Raw genomic sequence first — 19,566 nt, 5'->3', positions numbered from 1 at the left:
TTGAACAACATTCTCCTTGAAGCATGTCCTTGAAGACATGCTTCGGCGACAGCCCCGCGGGCCGTCGACCCCGCTGCGGGGAGGCGCGCCCCCTCGCAGCGATCGGACCGTCGGCGGACCGCGTGCTCCGCGAGCGCACCGCGTGCAGCGAACGGGCCCTCGCGGTTCAGCGCGTCGACCGCGAGCGCGAGCCGATCGCTACGACCTCGAATTTCACCGCACGGAATCCGGCCGCCCTCGGCACTCACCGCTGAAAGGCCAACATGCACCCTCGACCGCTCACGATCCTCACCACGCTCGTCGCGCTGCTCCCCGCGTGCGAGTTCGACAACAAGCTCTGCATCGGCGACTGCTCCCCGCTGACCGCCAGCGACGGCACCGGCGTCGCCGACACATCCGGCACCGACGCGCCCGATCCTTCCACCGACCCCGGCAGCACCGGCGCGCCCGAGCCCTCCACCACCACGGACACCGCCGGTTCGAGCGACTCGTCCACCGGCACCACCGGCGAGCCCGCCAGCTGCGCGGAGCTCCTCTACACCTGGCCTCCGACCTGCCGCGACGGCGTCGACCAGCTCGGCGAGATCTGCTTCGTCGGGTCCCAGGGCGGCAGTCCGGGCCCCGTCATCACCTCGAGCTTGCCCTTGCAGCTCAACGGCCAGGACGGCGCCGACCTCCTGCTGACCTACGAGGACGACAGCGTCGTCGGCCAGCACTACCTGTTCGCGATCAACACCATCGCGGAGCACCCCTGGCCGGTGTCCCCGGGCGCGGAGCTGCGGCTGCGCGCCAGCGGCGACTTCGACGAGGACGGCGTCGTCGATGTCCTCGCCCACACCCACGGGCCGGACGGCTTCAGCGTCCACGCGCTGCTGCTCGACGGCGCGGGCGGCCTCGCCGACGACCGGATCGTCCTCGTCAGCGACGGCGTGTTCACCCTCGACGCAGTCGACTGGGACAGCGACGGTCACCTCGACATCGTCGTCACCATCACTGACCAGCCCGGGGTCGACAACCTCGTCGTGCTCCTCGGGGACGGCGCCGGCATGTTCGCCGCCACCGCCGGCCCCGTGCTCGCGGATCCCGTGCCCACCTACACCCTCGGCGCCCTCGACCTCGACGGCGTGCGCGACGACTTCGTGTTCGTCGCCGACGGCTCGCCGCGGATCGTCCGCCACGCGGGCGGCGTCCAGACCGAGCAGGGCGTGATCCAGCCGCCCGAGCTGTCGTTCCACGAGTTCGAGATCGCCGACCTCGACGGCGACGGCCTCGGCGACCTCGTCGGCGTGGCCACCAACACCGGCGACGACAACAGCGAGATCGTCGTCTACACCCAGGCGAACGGCGGCTTCGCGGCCGGAACCCGCCACCTCGTGAACTGCGGCGCCAGCCTCGTCGCCGTCGGCGACATCGACCGCGACGGCTGGCTCGACATCGCCACCGCCAGCGCGGAGTCCATCATCGTCCGCCGCAACGACGGCGCCGGCGGTTTCTCCCAGCACAACCTCATTTCCGGGATTTCGCTGCAGGCGGGTGACCCGTTCTTCATCACCGACTTCGCGGGAGGCGGCCCCAACAGCGTCTTCGGCTCGAGCGGCGAGTGGTACTACATCGCCACCAACGAGCCCTGAGCGGCGTGCGACCCGAGAGAGAGGACAAACGCCGGAGCGGCGAGCCGCTCGAGCCTCGCTCGACCGGCTCGAGCGGCGCCCACCGCGGCCGTCGATCCCGCCGGTTCATGCCTGATCCCGCGGCCGCGCTCCGCATGCAGCCGGTCATGCACTCCGAGAGGTGCCTCGCATCGGGCGCGCAGCTCGTGCTCGGGCGGGATGACCGCGGCGCGCGGATCTGCTAGCCTGCGCGCGCCGTGACGCTGTCCCTCCGGACATCCTCGCTCGCCGTCCTCGCAACGGTCCTCGCGTGCGGAGAAGCCGAGGAGCCGGCGACGGCGGTCGAGGCGGCGACGGAGCCCGCGGCGGCGGCGGCGGACGCTCCGGCCGAGCCGCCGGCCCCGCGCGACCCGTTCGCCGCCGAGGGCATCGAGGCCGCGCGTCCGGGCCTGCGCTTCGGCTGGCCGGTCGAGAGCCCGCACATCACCTCGTACTTCGGCTGGCGCACCAACCCGATGACGGGCATCGGCACCAAGCTGCACCGCGGCCTCGACCTGCGCGGCGGCATCGGCGACCTGATCCTCAGCATCGGCCCCGGCGTGGTCGCGTTCGCCGGCCCGGACCTGCTGCTCGGCAACCTCGTGATCGTCGACCACGGCCTCGGCGTCACCTCCTACTACGGGCACATGCACGACATCCTGGTCCACGTCGGCTTGCCCGTCGACCGCGGCACCGCCCTCGGCCTGGTCGGCAACACCGGCCGCAGCGAGGCCCCGCACCTCCACCTCACCGTCAAGATCGGCGCGCTCGCCGTCGACCCGCTGTGGCTCATCGGCGCCCCGCTCCACGGCTACCCCGGCCTGCCCGCCCTGGCCGAGGCCGACACCGACGTCGAGTACTAGGAGCCTGCCTGAGAAAACGCGCGCCAGAAGACGCGGGGCCGTGGAGGGCTGGGTGACGGCGGGCACGGAGCGGCGGAGCGGGTCCCTCGCGACGGCGGGGCCCTCCCAGGCAACGTGCTCGGCGCCCTTGGGCTTCGATGGTGAGCTGTCGTTGAGGACAGGTTCGTTCGTGCTTCGCGGACGATGGCGCCTGCGCGCGGTTGCCTGCGGCCCCTCCCGCCTGCGTCCCACTCCGCCGCTCCGTGCCCGCCTGCGGAGAGCGTTGCGGCCCCGCTTGTCGCCGCGCGGGAGGCTCACCGAGCGGCGGCGAGTGCGGCGCGACCGATTGCGGTCAGCAGTTTGCGCAAGTTGTGAGCGGTGCAGACGAGCCGCCATTCGAGCTGCACCTTCTTCATGCCGCGCATGAAGAAGCGGCCGAAGCCGAGCGCGGCCTTGATCTGGCCGAAGACGGGCTCGACGACCTGCTTGCGCAGGCGATAGCGACTCCGATATCCGGCGCGGGCGAGTCGCATGCGCATGTCATGGGCCTGTGTGCCGGGGAGCTGACCAATGCGACCCTTCGCGCTCCCCTCGCCGTGTTTGATCCGTCCGGTGGCGATGTAGCCGCGGACGTGCCGGCGACCGAGCTCGCGGAGATTCGCCTCCGAGCAATAGCCCGCGTCGGCCGACAGTTCGCGCGTCTGCCTGCCCGTGTTCGCCTTGATCTGTGCGAGCATCGGTGCGAGCGCACGGACGTCGTTCTGCTCGGCGAGCACCATCTCGGCGACGATCACCTGGGAGGCACTATCGACGGCGGCCTGGGCGTTGTAGCCCTGCACGAAGCCGTCCTTGGTCATCATCAACTTGCTCTCGGGATCCGTGAAGTTGCGCTGGGCCTTGTCGGAAGGTGTCCCATCAGCCATGTGGTGAGGCCGCGGTACAGTCGGCTCCGGCCGTTTTTCGTCACGAACCCTGGCCTCCTCGGCTGCGCGTCGGTCCTCTTCACGCGCGGCGGCCTCGGCGGCAGCCTCGGCCTCGAGCACCGCCATCGCCGCACGGATTTTTGCCAGGCGCTCCTGCTTGCTCTGCACCCATGCCGGCATCTCGTCGGTGCGACCATCAGCGTGCCGGTCGTCCTCGCTACGATCGAGGTCTTCGGCTTCAGCGAACCACCGCGCGACCTCGGCCGCGAGTTGCGGCTCGACCTCTTTCATCCGCGCGTAGCTCATCGCCTTGTGCTTCGAGGCGTTCGCCTTGATCTTCGTCCCGTCGAGCGCGACGTGTCCGAGCTTCACCAGTCCGGCTCTCTGGCACAGCCGGAGAACCTGGCCGAAGAGACCGCCGAGCGCCGGGAGGTGCCGCCGGCGAAAGTCATTAATCGTGCGATGATCCGGCTGCTGGCACGCAGTCACGGCCATGAAGTCGACCCGTTGCTCGCACGCCTGTGCGATCTTCCGGGACGAGAACACACCCTGCGAGTAGGCGTACAGGAGCAGCGCAGTCATCATCGCCGGGTGAAACGGGGGCTGCCCGCGCTCCTCTGTGTACGCGCCGAAGATCTCCGACAGGTCGAGCGACTCTCGTACCAGCTCCCGGACAAAGTGGGCGACGTGACCCTCCGGCACGAACTCGTGCACGGACGGCGGCAGGAGCTGGAGCTGGTCGATCTCCCACGGGCGGAATGTCTTGCTCATGCCGCTTTCATGAAACACCTTCGTGCGAAATCGAGCTGCTAACATTGTTGGTTCGTCGCAAGGATTCTCATGTCCTTCGAGACATCCGGGCTCATGGCCTGGGCGAATGAACTCGCACGGCGACAAGCGGGGCCGCGACGCTCTCCGCAGGCGGGCACGGAGCGGCGGAGTGGGACGCAGGCGGGAGGGGCCGCAGGCAACCGCGCGCAGGCGCCATCGTCCGCGAAGCACGAACGAACCTGTCCTCAACGACAGCTCACCATCGAAGCCCAAGGGCGCCGAGCACGTTGCCTGGGAGGGCCCCGCCGTCGCGAGGGACCCGCTCCGCCGCTCCGTGCCCGCCGTCACCCAGCCCTCCACGGCCCCGCGCCCTCGGACGCGCGATTTCCTGGACAGGCTCCTAGCGCCGCGACCGGGGCGTTTCGACCCTTCCTCGCTTGTTCTCCGTCACGCTGGCCGCGTTCCGATATGCGCCCTCCTCGCGCCTCGCCAGGCTGCCGGATCCCGGCGCGAGGAAGGCTCGAAATGCCCCGGTCGCGGCATTAGCCCTTCGGACATGTGCTAAAGAGCATGTCCGAAGAGCCTGGCGGCCTCACTCGCCGAACACGCGCACCAGCGCCATGTTCTCCGGGACATGCTCCTTGAGCCATGTCCCGAAGCGCCCCCGCGCCGCGCGCCAGAACTCGGCCAGCGTCGCGCCGGCGGTCGCGTCGAGCCCCTGCACCAGGGCCACGAAGCCGCGGATCGCCGGCGCCAGGGCCGGCACGCGCAGCGGGTCCGAGCCGTGGCGGGGCGCGATCGCCCCGATGTCGAAGTTGCGGGTGCGGGCCAGCGCCGGGGCCACCGGGTCGCGCGGCTCGATCAGCAGGTAAAGGTCGCCCTGCCCCGGCGCCGCCGCGCGCTCGCGCAGGTGCACGCACACGAACCCGAGGCGGTCCGCCCCGGCCTCGCCGAGCTCGCGCCCCTGGCCCTCCGTGCGGGCCGTCTGGCGCGCCGTCGCCTCGTCGCGCACCTCGTCGAGCGCCAGGTTCTGCACCAACCCGCTGGTCAGCACCACGAACGCCTTCTGCGGCTTCAGCTCGGTGTCGCGGGTCAGCAAGATCCGCTTCGACTCCCAGAAGTAGTCGTCGCGATAAAGGTTCTGCTGGTAGTAGAAGCGGACCATCCGCAGCAGGTCGCCGAACATCTCGCGGTGGTGGGCCTGATACTTCGCGCGCGCGCTCGCCTCGTCCGCGCCGCCCTTCAGCACCGCGATCGCGGTGCGGCCGGCGTGCCACGCCGAGTGCAGCGCCAGCAGCACCCCGGTCGACAGCACCGGGTCGATGAAGCCGGCCGCGTCGCCGATCTGGATCCACCCGGGACCTGTCACTTCGGACATGCGGTAGCTCCAGTCGCGCTCGTGGCGGACCGGCGTCACCCGCGTCGCCGCCGGCCCGAGCACCGGGCCCAGCTCGCTCGCCGCGGCCAGCAGCGCGTCGAAGTCGCGGCGCGGCGCCCCGCGGGCCTCGCCGGCGTCGAGCTGCACCACGCCCACGCTCGCCTTGCCGCCGCCGACGGGGAAGAACCACCACCACCGCTCGGCCTCGGCCAAAAACAGCGCCTGCTCGTGGCGCGGCGGCGGCACGCCGACGCAGCCGGTGAAGTGGGCCCACATCGCCTGGTGCTTGAGCCCGGCGATCTCCTCGCGGCGGTCCTTCGCGCGCCCGAGCAGCATCGACTGACCGGTCGCGTCGAGCACCAGCCGCGCCCGCGTCTCCTGCTGCGCCCCCGCGCGCTCCCACGCGACGCCGACCAGCCGCTCGCCGTCCCACAGCAGCGTCCGCGCGACCGCCCGGTCGAGCACCACCGCCCCCGCGCGCGCGGCCGCGGCGAACAGGATCGCGTCGAAGCGGGCCCGCTCGACCAGCCAGGCGTGGTCGTACGCGTCGCTGTCGTGGAACCACAGGTCCCAGCGCGGCGTCTTGCCCCACCCCCACAGGGTGCTGCCGGTCTTGCGGCCGAAGCCTGCGGCCTCGACCTCGGCCAGCGCGTCGATCTCGGCCAGGATCGGGATGATCCCCGGCAGCAAGCTCTCGCCGACGTGCGCCCGCGGGTGCGTCCCCGCCTCGAGCAGCAGCACCCGCAGCCCCGCTCGGGCCATCACCGCCGCCGCGGTGCTGCCGGCCGGCCCGCCGCCGATCACCAGCACGTCGACCGCGTCGAGCTCCGCGCCGTCCGTCACCGCGCCTTCCCTGGATGACTCTTCCGACATGTCCTCTCAGACCTGCTCTTCGAGCAATGACCCATCAAACATGTCCTGCTCCTCGCGCCCGCGCATCCCCTGTACCTCCGGACATGTCCTGAAGCACCTGCAGCCTCACGCGGTCGCCCGCGCCCCGCGGTAGAGGAAGAAGCAGATCGCCAGCACCAGCGCCAGCGTCGCCAGCTCGCCGAGCTCGCCGCCGAGCAGCGGCGGGGCCTTCTTCGGCACCAGGCCCGCGACCACCAGCCCGGCCACCAGCACGCCCGCGAGGCCCTCGCCGGCGACCACCCCGGCGGCGGCGAGGATCCCGGTGCGGGCCTCGCCCTCGGCCGGCCGGCCGCGCTCGGACAGCGCGCGCACGCAGCCGCCGACGAAGATCGGCAGCATCGACGCGATCGGCAGGTACACCCCGATCGAGAACGCCAGGCCCGACACCCCGCACAGCATCGCCGCGCCCGCGATCCCGGCCCCGGTGGCGACGAGGCCCCACGGCAGCTCGCCGCTCAGCACGCCCTCGATGATCGTCTTCATCAGGGTCGCCTGCGGCGCGGCCAGCTCCTTGCCGCCGAAGCCGTAGCTCGACAGCAGCAGCACCGTGCCGGCCACCACCCAGCAGGCGCACGCCGCCCCGATCAGCTGCCCGAGCTGCTGCCACGCCGGCGTCGCCCCGACCAGGTAGCCCGTCTTCAGGTCCTGCGAGATGTCGCCGGCCTTCGACGTCGCCACCGCCACCACGGTGCCGACGGTCAGCACCGCCGCGCGGGCCCCGAGGTCGTCCCAGCCGAGCGCCGCGAACACGGCCGCGGTGCCGAGCAGCGTCACCAGAGTGATCCCCGACGTCGGCTGCGAAGACACCCCGACGATGCCGACGATGCGGGCCGCCACCGCCACCGACAGCAGGCCGAACACCGCCACCCCGAGCGCGCACACCAGGCGGGCGACGAAGCCGAGGTCGCCGGCGACCAGACCCGGCACCAGCGCGACCGCGGCGATCACCACCGCGATGGCCGCGGCGATGAACCCGCCCGGCAGGTCGCGGTCGGTCGCGGCGCGGGCGGCCGCCTTTTCACCTGTCTCTTTGCGCATGCCCCTTGCGACAGATACGAACGCACCTGCCATCATGGGCATGTTCCGGAGGACAGTCAGGATCCCCGCGGTCGCCACCGCCCCCGCGCCGATGTAGCGGATGTACTGGCGCCAGATCTGCGACGCGTCCATCTGCGCGATCGTCAGCTCGCGCTCGGGGTAGAGCGGCCCGGGCAGGCCGGCGCCGATCCACGCGATCAGCGGGATCAGGGCCAGCGACGAAACCACCGCCCCGGCGACCACCACCGCCGCCTGGCGATAGCCGAGGATGAACCCGACGGCCAGGAGCGCCGGCGCGAACTCCAGCGCCACCTCGGCCTTGGGCAACAGCGGCACCGCCGCGCCCGCCTCGCCCGGCACCGCGAACAGCAGCGCCACCAGCAGCTTCATGCCCGCGCCGACGGCCATGCCGCGGAAGATCCACGCGCTGCCGCTCGCGCTGGTGGTCGTCGCCCGCAGCACCTCGGCGCAGGCGCGGCCCTCGGGGTACGGCAGCTCGCCGTGGCCGTCGACGATCAGCATGCGCCGCAGCGGGATCATCGCCGCCAGCCCGAGCACCCCGCCGAGCAGGGCCAGCAGCGCGATCTGCCAGAACGGCGGCGCGAGGCCCCACAGGAACAGCGCCGGGATGGTGAAGATCGTGCCGGTCGCCAGCGACGTCGACGCCGAGCCGATCGTCTGCGACAGGTTGGCCTCGAGCAGGCTGGCCCGCCCGCGCAGCAGCGCCACGGTCATCACCGACGCCGGGATCGACGCCGACACGGTCATCCCGACCTTGAGCCCGAGGTAGGCGTTGGCGGCCCCGAACACGACCCCGAGCGCGATGCCGGTGACGACCGCCCGGACCGTGAACTCGCGCATGGAGGGCTGGCTCGTCGGGGCAGTCACGGCGAGCTCGAGCAATACCAGAGGTCCCCGCGCCGGCGGAAGCCGGACCCCGCCGATCTCGCCGGTCCTCGCGCGCCGCTCACAGCCCCGAGAAGAAGCTGCGCGGGTCCTCGCCGCGGCGGTCGCGGGCCCAGCGGAGCCGCTGGCGGCGCCACGGCGTCAGGTCGATCCGCTGCGGCGCCCGCCAGTGGCCCTCGTGGGCGCGCTGCAGCAGCGGCGCGATCGCCAGCGGGTACTCGATCGGCGTCCGGCAGATCCACGCGGCGCCTGTCCCGAAGGCCAGACGCAGCTCCCACAGCGCGGCCGCCCGCCGCGACTCGCCGAGCCACGGCGCCGGCTCGTCGACGCGGACGCACAGCCCGCGCAGGCGATCGCGCAGGAGCAGCGGCGCCCCCGGCCAGACCTCGAAGATCCCCGCCTGCGTCGTCGCCAGCAGGCGGTACAGCGGCGACGGCTCGATCCCCGGCACCCGGCCCGTCGCCGCCCGCCAGGCCCACGTGTCGCCGGGCGCGGCCCCGGGCGGCTCCGCGTCGCACAGGGCCCAGTCGACCCGCGCGGCCGCCAGCGCCTCGTGGCCGCTGTCGAGCGACGTGTGCACGCCTATCTCGCGGTCCCACCGCTCGAGCAGCGGCGCCGCCCTGCGGGCCCCGTCGCGCCCGCCGAACACCCGCTCGCCGAGCTCGTCGAGCGCCGCCGACAGCCGCGCCCGCCCCATGTCCTCGGGGACAGGCCCCTCGTCACGCCCTGGCCTCGCGCCGTCCGCCTCGCCGTCCTCGCCTGTCCCCCGGGACATGTCCCTTCACCCCTGTCCCTCACGCCCTGCCCTTGCGAACATGTCCTCGCGGACCTGTCCGCCACGCCTCAGCCGGCGCGCTCGCGGCGGAGGCGGCGGACCTGGGCGACGAAGCCGGCCAGCAGGTCGGTGGCGTCGTTGGGGCCGGGGCCGGCCTCGGGGTGGTACTGGACCGAGCCGATCGGGCGCCCGCGGACGCGCAGGCCGGCGCAGGTCCTGTCGAACAGGTTGAGGTGGGTGAGCGCCGCGCCGGCGCCGAGCGACTCGAGGTCGACGGCGAAGCCGTGGTTCTGCGACGTGATCGCCACCTTCTTGTCGTCCTCGTTGCGGACCGGGTGGTTGCCGCCGTGGTGTCCGAACTTCATCTTGAAGGTCCGGCCGCCGAGCGCGAGCGCCAGCAGCTGGTGGCCGAGGCACACCCCGAACACGGGAGGCAGCCCCTGCGCCGCCAGCAGGCCGCGCAGCTCGGCGATCACCGCCGTCGCCGCCGCCGGGTCGCCGGGGCCGTTGCTCAGCAGGATCCCGTCGGGCCGCATCGCCAACACCGCGCTCGCCGGCGTGCTCGCCGGCACCACCGTCACGCGGGCGCCCGCGTCGCGGAGGCGACGGAGGATGCTGAGCTTGATCCCGTAGTCCCACACGACCACGTGCACGTCGGCCGCCGGCGCCGCGTGCTCCCAGCTCGGCTGGTCCCACCCGTACGACTTCGCCGTGGTCACCCGGCCGGTCAGGTCCTGGCCCTCCATCGACGGCGCCGAGCGGGCCAGCGCCAGCAGCTTCTCGATGTCGTCGTGCTCGCTCGACAGCGCCGCCATCACCGCGCCGCGGTCGCGCAGGTGGCGGGTCAGCGCCCGCGTGTCGACCTCGGCCAGCCCCGGCAGGCCCTTGCGCGCCAGGTAGCTGCCCAGGTCCTCCTGCGAGCGCCAGTTCGAGACCACCGGCGACAGCGCGCGGACGATCAGGCCGGCGCAGCCGTGCGCGCGCGACTCCTCGTCGTCGGGGTTGACGCCGACGTTGCCGACCTCCGACACGGTGAGGCACACCAGCTGCCCGGTGTACGACGGGTCGGTGACGATCTCCTGGTAGCCCGTCATCGAGGTGTTGAACACCACCTCGCCGACCACGGTGGTCGCGGCGCCGAAGCCGAGCCCGCGGAACACCCGGCCGTCGGCCAGGACCAGCGCGCCCGGGCGCGCGGCGGGCCCTCCGGAGGTGAGCGGACGCGAGGCGAGATCGGGGCGGGCTGTTGCTTGGGTCATGGTCCTCCAGACATGTTCTTCAGAGCAGCTCGACCCCGCAGGCGCGCGCCAGCACGGCCATGCGGACCGCCACGCCGAGAGTGACCTGGCGGAGGATCCGGCTGTGCGGGCCGTCGGCGACCGCGTCGGCGATCTCGACGCCGCGGTTGATCGGCCCCGGGTGCATCACGATCGCGCCGGGTGCGAGCAGGCGCAGACGCGCGGGCGTCAGCCCCCAGGCCGCGTGATAGCTGGCCGCGTCGGGGATCGCCACGTCGGCGCCGAGGCGCTCGCGCTGGATCCGGAGCATCACCGCGACGTCCGCCCCGGCCAGCGCGTCGTCGAGGGTGGGCGCGGCCGTCGCCCCCAGGCGCGCGGCCAGCTCGGGCGGCGCCAGGTCGCCTGGCCCCGCGACCACGCACTGGGCCCCGAGAGTGCGGAACAGCTGCAGATCGGAGTGGGCGACCCGGCCGTGGCGGACGTCGCCGCAGACGGCCACGCGCAGCCCGGTCATCGCCCCCTGCGCCGGCGCGCGGCCGAACGCCTCGAGGATCGTCAGCGCGTCGAGCAGCGCCTGCGTCGGGTGCTCGTTGACGCCGTCGCCGGCGTTGACGACGCGGGCGCGCATGACCTCGGTCCACGCGCGCGGGACCCCGTCACGGCGGTCGCGGACGACCACCGCGTCGAAGCCCATGGCGTCGAGGTTCTCCAGCGCGTCGCGCTCGCTCTCCCCCTTGCTGGCCGAGCTGGCGGCGTCCTGCACGAAGTGCACGACCTCGGCGCCGAGCCGGCGCGCCGCGACCTCGAAGCTGAGGCGGGTGCGCGTGCTCGGCTCGGAGAACACGCTCAAGATCTGGGCCCCGCGCAGGATCGGCAGCTCGCGGGCCCCGGTGCCCTCGGCGAGGGGCAACACGCGGGTGGCGGCGGCGAGCACGGCGCAGGCCTCTGCCGGCGACAGGTCGGCGATCTCGCACAGGTCGCGGCCGGGACGACGACCCCGCCGCGTTGCCGCGCCCCCGTCGCCGCTGTCGCCTGCGCGGTGCATCGCCTCTACCTGGCGCGGAGGGATAGCGCCGGCCTGCGCGTCGCGTCAACCCGCGCACCCCCTCGCGCCCGGACCGCGGCGGTGCCCTGGCTCACCTGCCTGTCACTCCTGGTACCCTGCGACGAGGCCCCATGGACCGCGAACCCACCGTCACCAGCGCCGCCGTCCTCCTCATCGGCAACGAGCTCCTCAGCGGCAAGATCCGCGACCAGAACGGCCACGAGCTGGCGAAGATGATGCGCCGGCGAGGGATCCGCCTGGTCGAGATGTGCACCGTCGAGGACGACCTCGGCGCGATCGGCGAGGCGCTGCTGCGCCTCCTCGGCCGCGTGCCGCTGGTGTTCACGAGCGGCGGCGTCGGCCCCACCCACGACGACGTGACGATGGAGGCGATCGCGCGGGCGATCGGTCGCCCGCTGCTGCGCGACCCGGACATGGAGCGGACCCTGCGCGCCCACTTCGGCGAGCGCATCACCGAGGCCGCGCTGAAGATGGCCGACCTGCCGGAGGGCACCGCGCTGACGGCCGCCCGCGGCTGGCCGGTGATGCGGATCGACCTGCCCGCGGGTGCGCAGGCGAGTGCGCGGCGGATCTACGTGCTGCCCGGCATCCCGGAGCTGTGCCGGGCCAAGATCGAGGCGCTCGAGAAGATCCCCGGCGAGCTGCCCGACGCCGGTGGTTGGGCGCTGGAGACCCTGCACACGGAGATGGACGAGTCCGACCTCGCGGCCAGCTTGAACCGGGTCGTGGCCGAGTATCCGGACGTCGAGATCGGGTCCTATCCGCGCTGGCTGAGCGGCGACGACGGGCGGCTGCGCTGCGTCGTGCGCGTGACCTTTGAGGCCATCGGCGAGCATGCCGGGCGAGCGGGCGACGCACGGGCCGCGCTGGCCCGGGCGCTCGGCGACGCGGCCGTCCTGGCGGTGCCGCCGGACGGTGCGCTCTTGTGACCATCCCTCCTCCGAAAGTTCCGTGCTAGCTTCCGGCCCATGCGCCGCAGTCTGACCGCGCTCTTCTTCACCAGCGCATTGCTTGCCGTCTCTGGGTGCAGCCAGCCCAAGAAGGACCTGTTGGCGCTCCCCGCGGCGTACGACCCGCAAGGCGCCGACCTCACCTTTAACAAGAAGAACCTGGAGAGCTTCAACTCGATGAAGCCCCAGGAGCGCGACGACTTCGTCAAGTCGCTGCAGGAGAAGCCGGGCAGCTTCCGCGGGCAGGCGGTCACGGAGGCGGGCAACGGCCTCGCGGCGGGCGTCGAGGGCTCGGAGCACGGCGCGTGGGAGACCTTCGCCCACGTCACCGAGCCGGTGCTGTTCGAGATCACCATCGACTACCGGATCTTCTCCACGGAGGAGCTCGGCCGGCCGCTCGGTCGCAATTTGCCGATCTCGTTCACGGGCACGCTCGTCGATCTGCGCTACGACGCCGAGTCGAAGCCGCGCAAGCTGACCATCCAGGTCAAGGCCGACTCGATGGCGCTGATCACCGACAAGACGACCCCCGCGAGCTGAGCGAGCCTCACTTTGTTTCAATCCGTCGGCTCACCCCTGACCTGGGGCGCGTTCCTCGTCGGCATCCTCGTCCTGCTGGCGATCGACCTCGGGCTCTTCAACCGCAAGCCGCACCGCGTGTCGATGCGCGAGGCGCTGATGTGGTCGTGCATCTGGGTGCTGCTGAGCCTGGCCTTCAACGGCTGGGTCTGGCACGCCTACGGCGAGGAGAAGGCGCTCGAGTTCCTCAGCGCCTACGTGATCGAGAAGGCGCTCTCGGTCGACAACATCTTCGTCTTCATCGTGCTGTTCCGCTACATGCGGGTGCAGCAGGAGTACATGCACCGGATCCTGTTCGCCGGGATCCTCGGCGCCCTGATCCTGCGCGGCATCTTCATCGTCGCCGGCCTGGCGCTGATCGAGATGTTCACCTGGTCGCTGTACCTGTTCGGCGGCTTCCTGGTGTTCACCGGCCTGCGCCTGCTGTTCGTGCGCGAGGGCGGCGACGGCGACGAGGCCGGCCAGGACAACTGGGTCAAGCGCTGGGCCGAGCGCTACTTCCGCGTCACCAAGGAATTCCAGGGCCCGCGCTTCTTCGTCAGCCGCGACGGCAAGCGCTACGTGACGACCCTGTTCGTCACCCTGCTGATGGTCGAGACCGCCGACGTGGTGTTCGCGCTCGACTCGATCCCCGCGATCTTCGGCATCAGCACCGACCCGTTCATCGTCTTCACCAGCAACGTGTGCGCCGTCATGGGCCTGCGGGCGATGTTCTTCCTGCTGGAGAACGTCATCGACCGCTTCTGGCTGCTCAAGTACGGCCTCGGCCTGGTGCTCTCGTTCGTCGGCGCCAAGATGCTGCTCGGCGTCGGCTACCCGCCCCACATCGAGCCGTTCCACATCCCCATCGGCATCTCGCTCGGGGTCGTGTCGGTCCTGATCGGCGGCGCCATCACCCTGAGCCTCCTGTTCCCGCCCAGCGCCCCGCCCGAGGCGAACAAGTAGGCTGGCCGCAGGGGCATGTCCGCGAGGACATGTCCCCTCGCACATGCGCGGCCGCCCTCGGCGTCGCGCACCGGCGGCTTGCGCGTCGCGGGGGCCCGCGGCCGCTGGCGATCCAGGGGCTGCAATCCAGGGCGAAGGCGAGCCAGGCCCGTCCTTCGCGCGCATACACTGGGTTCGCCGCATCAGTCCACGGCGACTCCCGCTCGTACCCGCCTCGCCTAGCGATCTCGGTCGCTGCTTCGCGGGCAATGCCTCTTCACCGCTGCCTGCATCGGCGCCCGTGTCCGCGTCACCTCGTGACCTCGTGCACGCCGGCGCCGCGCGTCCCTGCACTCCCCGCGGACCGTCTGCAGACGCGCCTGCTTCGTCGCGGGAACCGGCGCCCCGCGCCTCTGTCTGACCGGGCATGACGCCCGCCGCGTTCGCGCTCGTCCTCGCCCTCGCTCCCGCCGCCGCATCGACCAGCACTTCGGGACAGGTCTCTTGGGACAGCGCAGCGAAGGCCGCCCGGGCCGCGGTCGAGCGGGCCGGGCTCGCCCACCCGGGCCAGCAGACCCGCGCCGAGCTGGCCGGCGCGGCGGGTCTCGGGCGGGCCGACGTCGTCCATGTCCTCGAGGACATGGTCGCCGCCTGCAACGCCACCTCCTGCCCGGCGCTGGCCCAGGAGCCCGCCACCGGCCACCTCCTCGACACTCTCGGCGAGATCGGCCTGCCCGCCGACGCGCCGGTCCTCCTGCGCCTGGAGGCCATCGGCATCTACTCCGCCGAGCGCAGCCTCGAGGCGATCCTCACCCGCGCCATGGCCGACGCGGTCCCGAAGGCCCGCTGCGCCCCGCCGACCCGCACCGAGGTCGCGGCCGCCCGCCTCGCCCTGGCCGACTTCGCCGTCCTCCGCCGCCACGGCGGCGTCCTCCGCGGCGAGGCGCCTACCTCCGCCGAGCTCGACGACCTCGCCTACTTCTTCGCCGCGGTCACCGACGCCGGCCCGGTCGTCGGCGGCGCGGTCGAGGCCAGCCCCGGCAGCCCGCTGACCCCGGCCGCGCCCGATCCCGAGAACGATCGCCTGGCCGCCGCCGCCAGCGACGCCAGGGCCCGCGGCGACGTCCTCGGCCTCGTGCAGAACGGCCGCGCCTACCTGGCCCGGCTCGGCTTCCCGGGCCCGCTCCAGGGCAGCGCGGAGAGCCACTGGGCGTGGGGCGGCGCCCGCTACTCCTACGTCTTCCGCGACCTCGCTCTCGGCGCCGAGCTGCTCGGCGATCCCGCTCTGGCCGGCGAGCTCTACCGCCGCGCCGACCCCGGCGGCGGCATGTGCGGCACCAGCGTCTCGTACCGCTGGAGCGAGCAGGTCCGCGGCGCGATCCGCAGCGCCGAGCGGGCCGGCGACTGCCGCGTCGCCGTGCCCGAGCGGCTCCTCGACGTGGATGGCCCGCGGGACATGGTCCCGAAGCCAGCCCCCGACAGCATGGACTACGGCCCCGCCCGCCTGGCCTCTGCCGGCTTCGACGTCCAGCGGATGTACCGCGGCGCCCTCCTCACCGCCGGCCGCGACGCGGAGCCCGCCGAGCTCCGCGCCGCGCTCGAGCGGACGCCGGAGCCGCTGCGCAGCGCAGCCCTCGCTCGCCTCGGTCGTCGCGGCTCCGAGGCCTGGGAGGCCCGCGTCCACGCCATCGAGGGCCTGGCCGACGTCGCCGGTCGCGCCGCCCTCACCGAGCTCGGGCACATCTTGCCGGACCTGGCCGACGGTCCTCGTCAGCGCGCGCTCGAGGCGATCGGCGCCGTCGCCAATCGGCCCTCGTGGGACCCGTGCGACCCGAACGAGGCCGGCATCTACCTCGGCAGCTTCAGCAGCCAGTGGTCGCGCCACGTCGCCAGCCTCGGCGAGCGCTGCGACACGGCCCTGCGCCTCCACGAGTCGGCGCCGCTCGCCCGCTCGCTCACGCAGTGGCTCAGCGACGAGGACCCTGGCACCCGCGAGGCCGCCGCCGTCGCCCTCGGCAAGATCGGCCACCGCGACGCCCTGCCGGCCCTGCGCGCCCGTCAGCGCGACCCCTACACCCCCGACGGGCAGCGTCGCTGCGACGAGGCCGGCTGCCGCCGGTTCTTCCCGGTCCGCGAGGCCGTCCGCGAGGCCATCGCCACCATCCGCGAGCTCAGCGCCCAGGACGCCCGCTGGCGCCGCAACGACCGCCCGCGCTGAACGAATGTCTGTCTAAAAAGACATGTCCCATTGGACATTACGCTTCAAGCATGCCCCCATGAACATGTCCTGATGTGAGCCGGAGCGTCCTCTGCGCCTCCTGCCTTTCCTCGCGGACGTGCCCTTCGATGCCACCGCGCCTTTGGCTCCTCGCGGTGCCCTGGAGATGCGCTCGTCGGCATCCCGGTCCGACCAGACAAGCCCCCGCTGTACCTCGCGCCTCCTGCCCGTCGAGACGACCCTGGAAGATGCAACGCGCCTCGCCCCCGCCCATCGCCCCCCACCTCAGGACATGCCCCACGGGACATGCCCCTTCGAGCATGTCCCCGAGTACAGCCTTACAGCCCCTCGAGATGCGCCCGCTGGACGATGCGCGCGTCGAGGGTCACGTAGCCGCGGGGACCGGCGCACAGGCGCACGGGGCTGAGGTCGACCAGCTCGAGCCGGCCCTCGCTGTCGGCGCTGGCGGCCCCGAAGTGGCGGACCAGCGCGTCGAGGCGGAGCAGCAGCCCGGCCAGCTCGCGCAGGCCCGGGTCGTCCTTGCGGCGCAGCGGCACCCCGGCCACGATCGCCTGGGCGAACAGCATCGCCTCGGCCGGGTCGAGCGGCGACAGGCGCAGCACCACCTCCTGGTGCCCGGCCAGGGCGCGCCCGAACAGGGCCGTCTCGCCGCTCTGCAGCGCCACCGCGCCGCAGTGGATCTCGAGGCCCTCGCCGATCTGCTCGGCCACCAGCACCCCGTCGAGGTGGGCCGTCGGCGCCCGCTCCTCGACGTTGGCGACGACCGTCGCGTAGGCCCGGCGGACCGCCGCCGACGTCGTCAGGTCGAGGACCACCGCCCCGAGCTCCTGCTTGCGGCGGAGGTCGGGGCTGACCGCCTTCAGCACCACCGGGAAGCCGATCTGCTCGGCGAACTGGGCCGCGCCGCTGGCCGAGCCGGCGACCGCCTGGCGCGTCACCTCGATGCCGAACCCGCGCAGCACCACCTTGCTCTCGTGCTCCGACAGCGCCTGCCCGGCCGAGCGCAGCACCTCCTCCGCCCGGCCCAGCGCGGCCGGATCGATGGACGGCGCGACCTCGTCGGCGGCCGCGCGCACCAGCGACTCCGCGCGCTCGCGGCGGAGCAGCGCCCGCTGGGCCAGGAACGCGTCGGTGGTCGCGTTCGCCGGCCCGCCCCGGCTCAGGCCCGGGTGCGGCGCCTCCATCCCCTGGTCGTCGCCCTGCAGCGGCAGCGCCCGCCGGGCCTGGCGCCACAGCGCCGCGGCGGCGGACTCTTCGGACATGCTCTCCGCGACATGCCCTGAGGGACCTGTCCTCGGCGACATGCTCTCCGCGTCCAGCAGCAGCGCCAGCACCCCCGGGCTCGGGAACACCGGCCCGGTCAGGCGCTCGAGCGCGTGGGCGGCCGCCGCCTGGCCGAGCGACGGGTGGCGCGGCGTATCGACGCGCGGCGCCTCGACCCCGAGCGGCACCACCACCTGGCGCGCCCCGGCGCTGCGGGCCCAGCGGGCCCAGCCTGCGTGCAGGCTCGCCGCCGGCACCATCCCGGCCACGCGGCACCCGGCCAGCTCCGGCGCCGCCAACCACTCCGGCAGCCACGCCGGCGCCGGGCTCAGCGACAGCCGCGGCTTCATCCCGGCGGCCGCGAACGCGGCCCGCAGCCCGGTCAGCGCCGCCGCGTCGGGCCCGACGATCACCAGCTCTCCGGCCTCGATCGCCAGCTGCGCCGCCGGCCCGAGCGTCCGCGACGTGAACCCCGCCGGCAGCTCCGGCCCGGTGATCACCAGCAGCGCCGGCGGTCGCTCGCGCAGCGCTCGCAGCAGCGTCGGCGACGGCTCGCGCGCGACCACCACCGCCGCGCCCTGCTCGCGCACGCGCCGGGCCAGCGCCGCCTCGCCGAGCAGCTCGCCCGCGCCGGCGAACGCGTCCCCGACGTCGTCCCCGACCAGCGCCTCGCCGGCGAGCAGTGCCCGCAGGGCGGACCTGGCCGAAGAGACAGCTCGTTCGGGACCGGTCACCAAGGCGCGCCCGTCACACGATGACCGGCTTCCACAGCTCGCTGTGGAGCTGCTTGACCGCCTCCGGCCACGCGCCGGGCAGGACCCAGTCGGCGCGCGTCCAGCTGACGTCGATCTCGGCGCCCTCGCCCGGGAACAGGATCACGCGGGCGCCCGGGCCGCGGGCGGCCAGCGCCTCGGGCACCGGCTGGTCGGCCCCGCCGAGCCACAGCAGCGTCCCGGCCGTGTGCTGGTCGAGGTACTCCGGCCCGACCGGCTTGGCGCCGATCGACGCCAGGGCCGCGCGCGTGGCCTGGTCGAGGTCCTCGCGGGCGAAGTGACGCAGCGGGCCGCGGCCGCTGTGTTGCTCGAGGCGGGCGACCCACTCGGGCAGGTCGACCAGGCTCGCCTCGTTGTCGTACTCGGCGTCGATGATCGCCGGCAGCTCGTACCACGGCAGCGTGCCGGCGACGATCGCGGTGATCGACGCCAGCCGCTCCCACTCGACCTCGGGCTCTTGCAGCCACAGCGCCTCCGCGCCGCCGAGCGTCTCCGCGGCGGCCAGGCCCTCTTCGGTGTGCGGCACGAACACCAGCAGCGGGTGCAGGCGCTCCTGCAGCGGCCGCAGGCCGGCGGGGCCGAGGAACGTCAGCCCGTCGGCGCCGAACCGGCTGACCGCGCCGATGACGAACTGGTCGGCGCGTCCGGCGTCGCCGGGACAGACCGCGCTGACCGTGGCGCCGCGCTCGCTGCCGATGTCGCGGGCGAGGCACAGGGCCGCGGCGCTGGCCGGATGGATCCCCTGCGGGGTGCGCTGGGCGTAGACCAGGATATGAGCCATTAGTCGAGACCGTGCTTCCGTTTGATGAGCTCGAGCTGCTTCTGGTACTCGATCTCGAACGTGGAGGTGTTCTCGGTGAGGTGCTTGAGGTGGCGCCGCACCTCGCGGTCGAGGTCCTCGTCGGCCTGCATGTGGCGGCGGAGGATCTCCTTGAGCTTCTTCCGGATCACGGAGTCGTCGGCGTAGATCTCGGACACGAACTTGCTCTGCATGAACAGCTCGAGCAGCTGATTGGCGATCCAGTTCAAGGCCTCTTCCCCGATCCCGAAGTCCTGCTCCTCGGCCATCGAGCGCTTGACCTTGAACAGATCGGAGTAGGCCAGCTTCTTCCGCTCGAGCTCGTCCTTCGCCCGGTCGGTGAGCTCGCGGTCCTTGCGTCGGTACTCCTTGAGGATCGACTCGACATCCCGTTTGAACTCTTCGCGGTCGCTGACCTCGAGGTCGCCCGCGTCGACCAGGGTCTTGTTCACGGCTTCGACGATCGTCGTGATCTTACTTGAATAAAGACGCATGGGGTGGGCCGAGGATAGGCGTAGCTTTTCCGAGCGTCCAGGGTGCG

15 protein-coding genes are annotated in these 19,566 nt (G+C 72.9%); 6 read left to right on the top strand and 9 right to left on the bottom strand.

Annotation, left to right across the window (positions count from 1 at the left end; all coding sequences use genetic code 11):
- The first annotated feature begins 263 nt into the window (after positions 1 to 263).
- Complete coding sequence (locus O0S08_RS15240) at positions 264 to 1,631, top strand: FG-GAP repeat domain-containing protein (RefSeq protein WP_269039869.1); 1,368 nt, start codon at positions 264 to 266, stop codon at positions 1,629 to 1,631.
- 236 nt (positions 1,632 to 1,867) lie between these two features.
- Entirely contained in the window at positions 1,868 to 2,512 is a 645-nt protein-coding gene (locus O0S08_RS15235) for a M23 family metallopeptidase (protein ID WP_269039868.1), read from the top strand.
- Between the two features lie 293 nt (positions 2,513 to 2,805).
- Here O0S08_RS15235 and O0S08_RS15230 read toward each other — a convergent pair whose 3' ends face one another.
- The 6 genes from O0S08_RS15230 to O0S08_RS15205 form a co-directional block, all read right to left on the bottom strand.
- Positions 2,806 to 4,185: an IS1182 family transposase gene (locus O0S08_RS15230; protein WP_269039867.1), complete on the bottom strand. Its 1,380-nt coding sequence runs from the start codon at positions 4,183 to 4,185 to the stop codon at positions 2,806 to 2,808.
- A 592-nt stretch (positions 4,186 to 4,777) separates the two neighbouring features.
- The gene (locus tag O0S08_RS15225; protein ID WP_269039866.1) at positions 4,778 to 6,436 is read right to left on the bottom strand and encodes an NAD(P)/FAD-dependent oxidoreductase; all 1,659 of its coding nucleotides are present in this window, start codon (positions 6,434 to 6,436) and stop codon (positions 4,778 to 4,780) included.
- Positions 6,437 to 6,541: 105 nt separating this feature from the next.
- Positions 6,542 to 8,401: an OPT family oligopeptide transporter gene (locus O0S08_RS15220; RefSeq protein WP_269039865.1), complete on the bottom strand. Its 1,860-nt coding sequence runs from the start codon at positions 8,399 to 8,401 to the stop codon at positions 6,542 to 6,544.
- A 79-nt stretch (positions 8,402 to 8,480) separates the two neighbouring features.
- On the bottom strand, positions 8,481 to 9,194 hold the full coding sequence (locus O0S08_RS15215; RefSeq protein ID WP_269039864.1) for a hypothetical protein: 714 nt from the start codon (positions 9,192 to 9,194) through the stop codon (positions 8,481 to 8,483).
- Positions 9,195 to 9,262: 68 nt separating this feature from the next.
- Positions 9,263 to 10,453, bottom strand: coding sequence for a glutamine-hydrolyzing carbamoyl-phosphate synthase small subunit (gene carA / locus O0S08_RS15210; RefSeq protein WP_269039863.1), 1,191 nt, complete (start codon positions 10,451 to 10,453; stop codon positions 9,263 to 9,265).
- Positions 10,454 to 10,472: 19 nt separating this feature from the next.
- On the bottom strand, positions 10,473 to 11,477 hold the full coding sequence (locus tag O0S08_RS15205) for an aspartate carbamoyltransferase catalytic subunit (protein WP_269039862.1): 1,005 nt from the start codon (positions 11,475 to 11,477) through the stop codon (positions 10,473 to 10,475).
- Between the two features lie 131 nt (positions 11,478 to 11,608).
- Between O0S08_RS15205 and O0S08_RS15200 the strand changes: the two genes are divergently transcribed.
- From O0S08_RS15200 to O0S08_RS15185, 4 genes are all read left to right on the top strand, one after another.
- Positions 11,609 to 12,427: a competence/damage-inducible protein A gene (locus O0S08_RS15200; protein ID WP_269039861.1), complete on the top strand. Its 819-nt coding sequence runs from the start codon at positions 11,609 to 11,611 to the stop codon at positions 12,425 to 12,427.
- Positions 12,428 to 12,466: 39 nt separating this feature from the next.
- Positions 12,467 to 12,988 carry a hypothetical protein gene (locus O0S08_RS15195; RefSeq protein ID WP_269039860.1) on the top strand — a complete coding sequence of 174 codons (522 nt, stop codon included), beginning with the start codon at positions 12,467 to 12,469 and terminating at the stop codon, positions 12,986 to 12,988.
- Between the two features lie 12 nt (positions 12,989 to 13,000).
- Complete coding sequence (locus tag O0S08_RS15190; RefSeq protein WP_269039859.1) at positions 13,001 to 13,972, top strand: TerC family protein; 972 nt, start codon at positions 13,001 to 13,003, stop codon at positions 13,970 to 13,972.
- Between the two features lie 406 nt (positions 13,973 to 14,378).
- Entirely contained in the window at positions 14,379 to 16,169 is a 1,791-nt protein-coding gene (locus tag O0S08_RS15185; RefSeq protein WP_269039858.1) for a HEAT repeat domain-containing protein, read from the top strand.
- A gap of 338 nt (positions 16,170 to 16,507) precedes the next feature.
- Here O0S08_RS15185 and O0S08_RS15180 read toward each other — a convergent pair whose 3' ends face one another.
- From O0S08_RS15180 to O0S08_RS15170, 3 genes are read right to left on the bottom strand one after another with little or no spacing between them, the layout of a single operon-like run.
- Entirely contained in the window at positions 16,508 to 18,187 is a 1,680-nt protein-coding gene (locus O0S08_RS15180; RefSeq protein ID WP_269041963.1) for an acetate--CoA ligase family protein, read from the bottom strand.
- Positions 18,188 to 18,200: 13 nt separating this feature from the next.
- Positions 18,201 to 19,007 (bottom strand): hypothetical protein, encoded by an 807-nt coding sequence (locus O0S08_RS15175; RefSeq protein WP_269039857.1) that lies wholly within the window; start codon positions 19,005 to 19,007, stop codon positions 18,201 to 18,203.
- Positions 19,007 to 19,519, bottom strand: coding sequence for a DUF507 family protein (locus O0S08_RS15170; RefSeq protein WP_269039856.1), 513 nt, complete (start codon positions 19,517 to 19,519; stop codon positions 19,007 to 19,009). The genes O0S08_RS15175 and O0S08_RS15170 overlap by 1 nt, the downstream gene beginning before the upstream one ends.
- Between the last annotated feature and the right edge of the window lie 47 nt (positions 19,520 to 19,566).

The sequence above is a fragment of the Nannocystis punicea genome (assembly GCF_026965555.1).
Classification (GTDB): domain Bacteria; phylum Myxococcota_A; class Polyangia; order Nannocystales; family Nannocystaceae; genus Nannocystis; species Nannocystis punicea.
The sequence above is the reverse complement of the archived record's forward strand: the minus strand, read 5'-3'. Positions and strand labels throughout refer to the sequence as shown.

Coding starts and splice junctions, on each gene's coding strand:
- O0S08_RS15240 (WP_269039869.1), top strand. CDS start 264: ATGCACCCTCGACCGCTCACGATCCTCACCACGCTCGTCGCGCTGCTC.
- O0S08_RS15230 (WP_269039867.1), bottom strand. CDS start 4,185: ATGAGCAAGACATTCCGCCCGTGGGAGATCGACCAGCTCCAGCTCCTG.
- O0S08_RS15225 (WP_269039866.1), bottom strand. CDS start 6,436: ATGTCGGAAGAGTCATCCAGGGAAGGCGCGGTGACGGACGGCGCGGAG.
- O0S08_RS15215 (WP_269039864.1), bottom strand. CDS start 9,194: ATGTCCCGGGGGACAGGCGAGGACGGCGAGGCGGACGGCGCGAGGCCA.
- carA (WP_269039863.1), bottom strand. CDS start 10,453: ATGACCCAAGCAACAGCCCGCCCCGATCTCGCCTCGCGTCCGCTCACC.
- O0S08_RS15205 (WP_269039862.1), bottom strand. CDS start 11,477: ATGCACCGCGCAGGCGACAGCGGCGACGGGGGCGCGGCAACGCGGCGG.
- O0S08_RS15200 (WP_269039861.1), top strand. CDS start 11,609: ATGGACCGCGAACCCACCGTCACCAGCGCCGCCGTCCTCCTCATCGGC.
- O0S08_RS15195 (WP_269039860.1), top strand. CDS start 12,467: ATGCGCCGCAGTCTGACCGCGCTCTTCTTCACCAGCGCATTGCTTGCC.
- O0S08_RS15185 (WP_269039858.1), top strand. CDS start 14,379: ATGACGCCCGCCGCGTTCGCGCTCGTCCTCGCCCTCGCTCCCGCCGCC.
- O0S08_RS15175 (WP_269039857.1), bottom strand. CDS start 19,007: ATGGCTCATATCCTGGTCTACGCCCAGCGCACCCCGCAGGGGATCCAT.
- O0S08_RS15170 (WP_269039856.1), bottom strand. CDS start 19,519: ATGCGTCTTTATTCAAGTAAGATCACGACGATCGTCGAAGCCGTGAAC.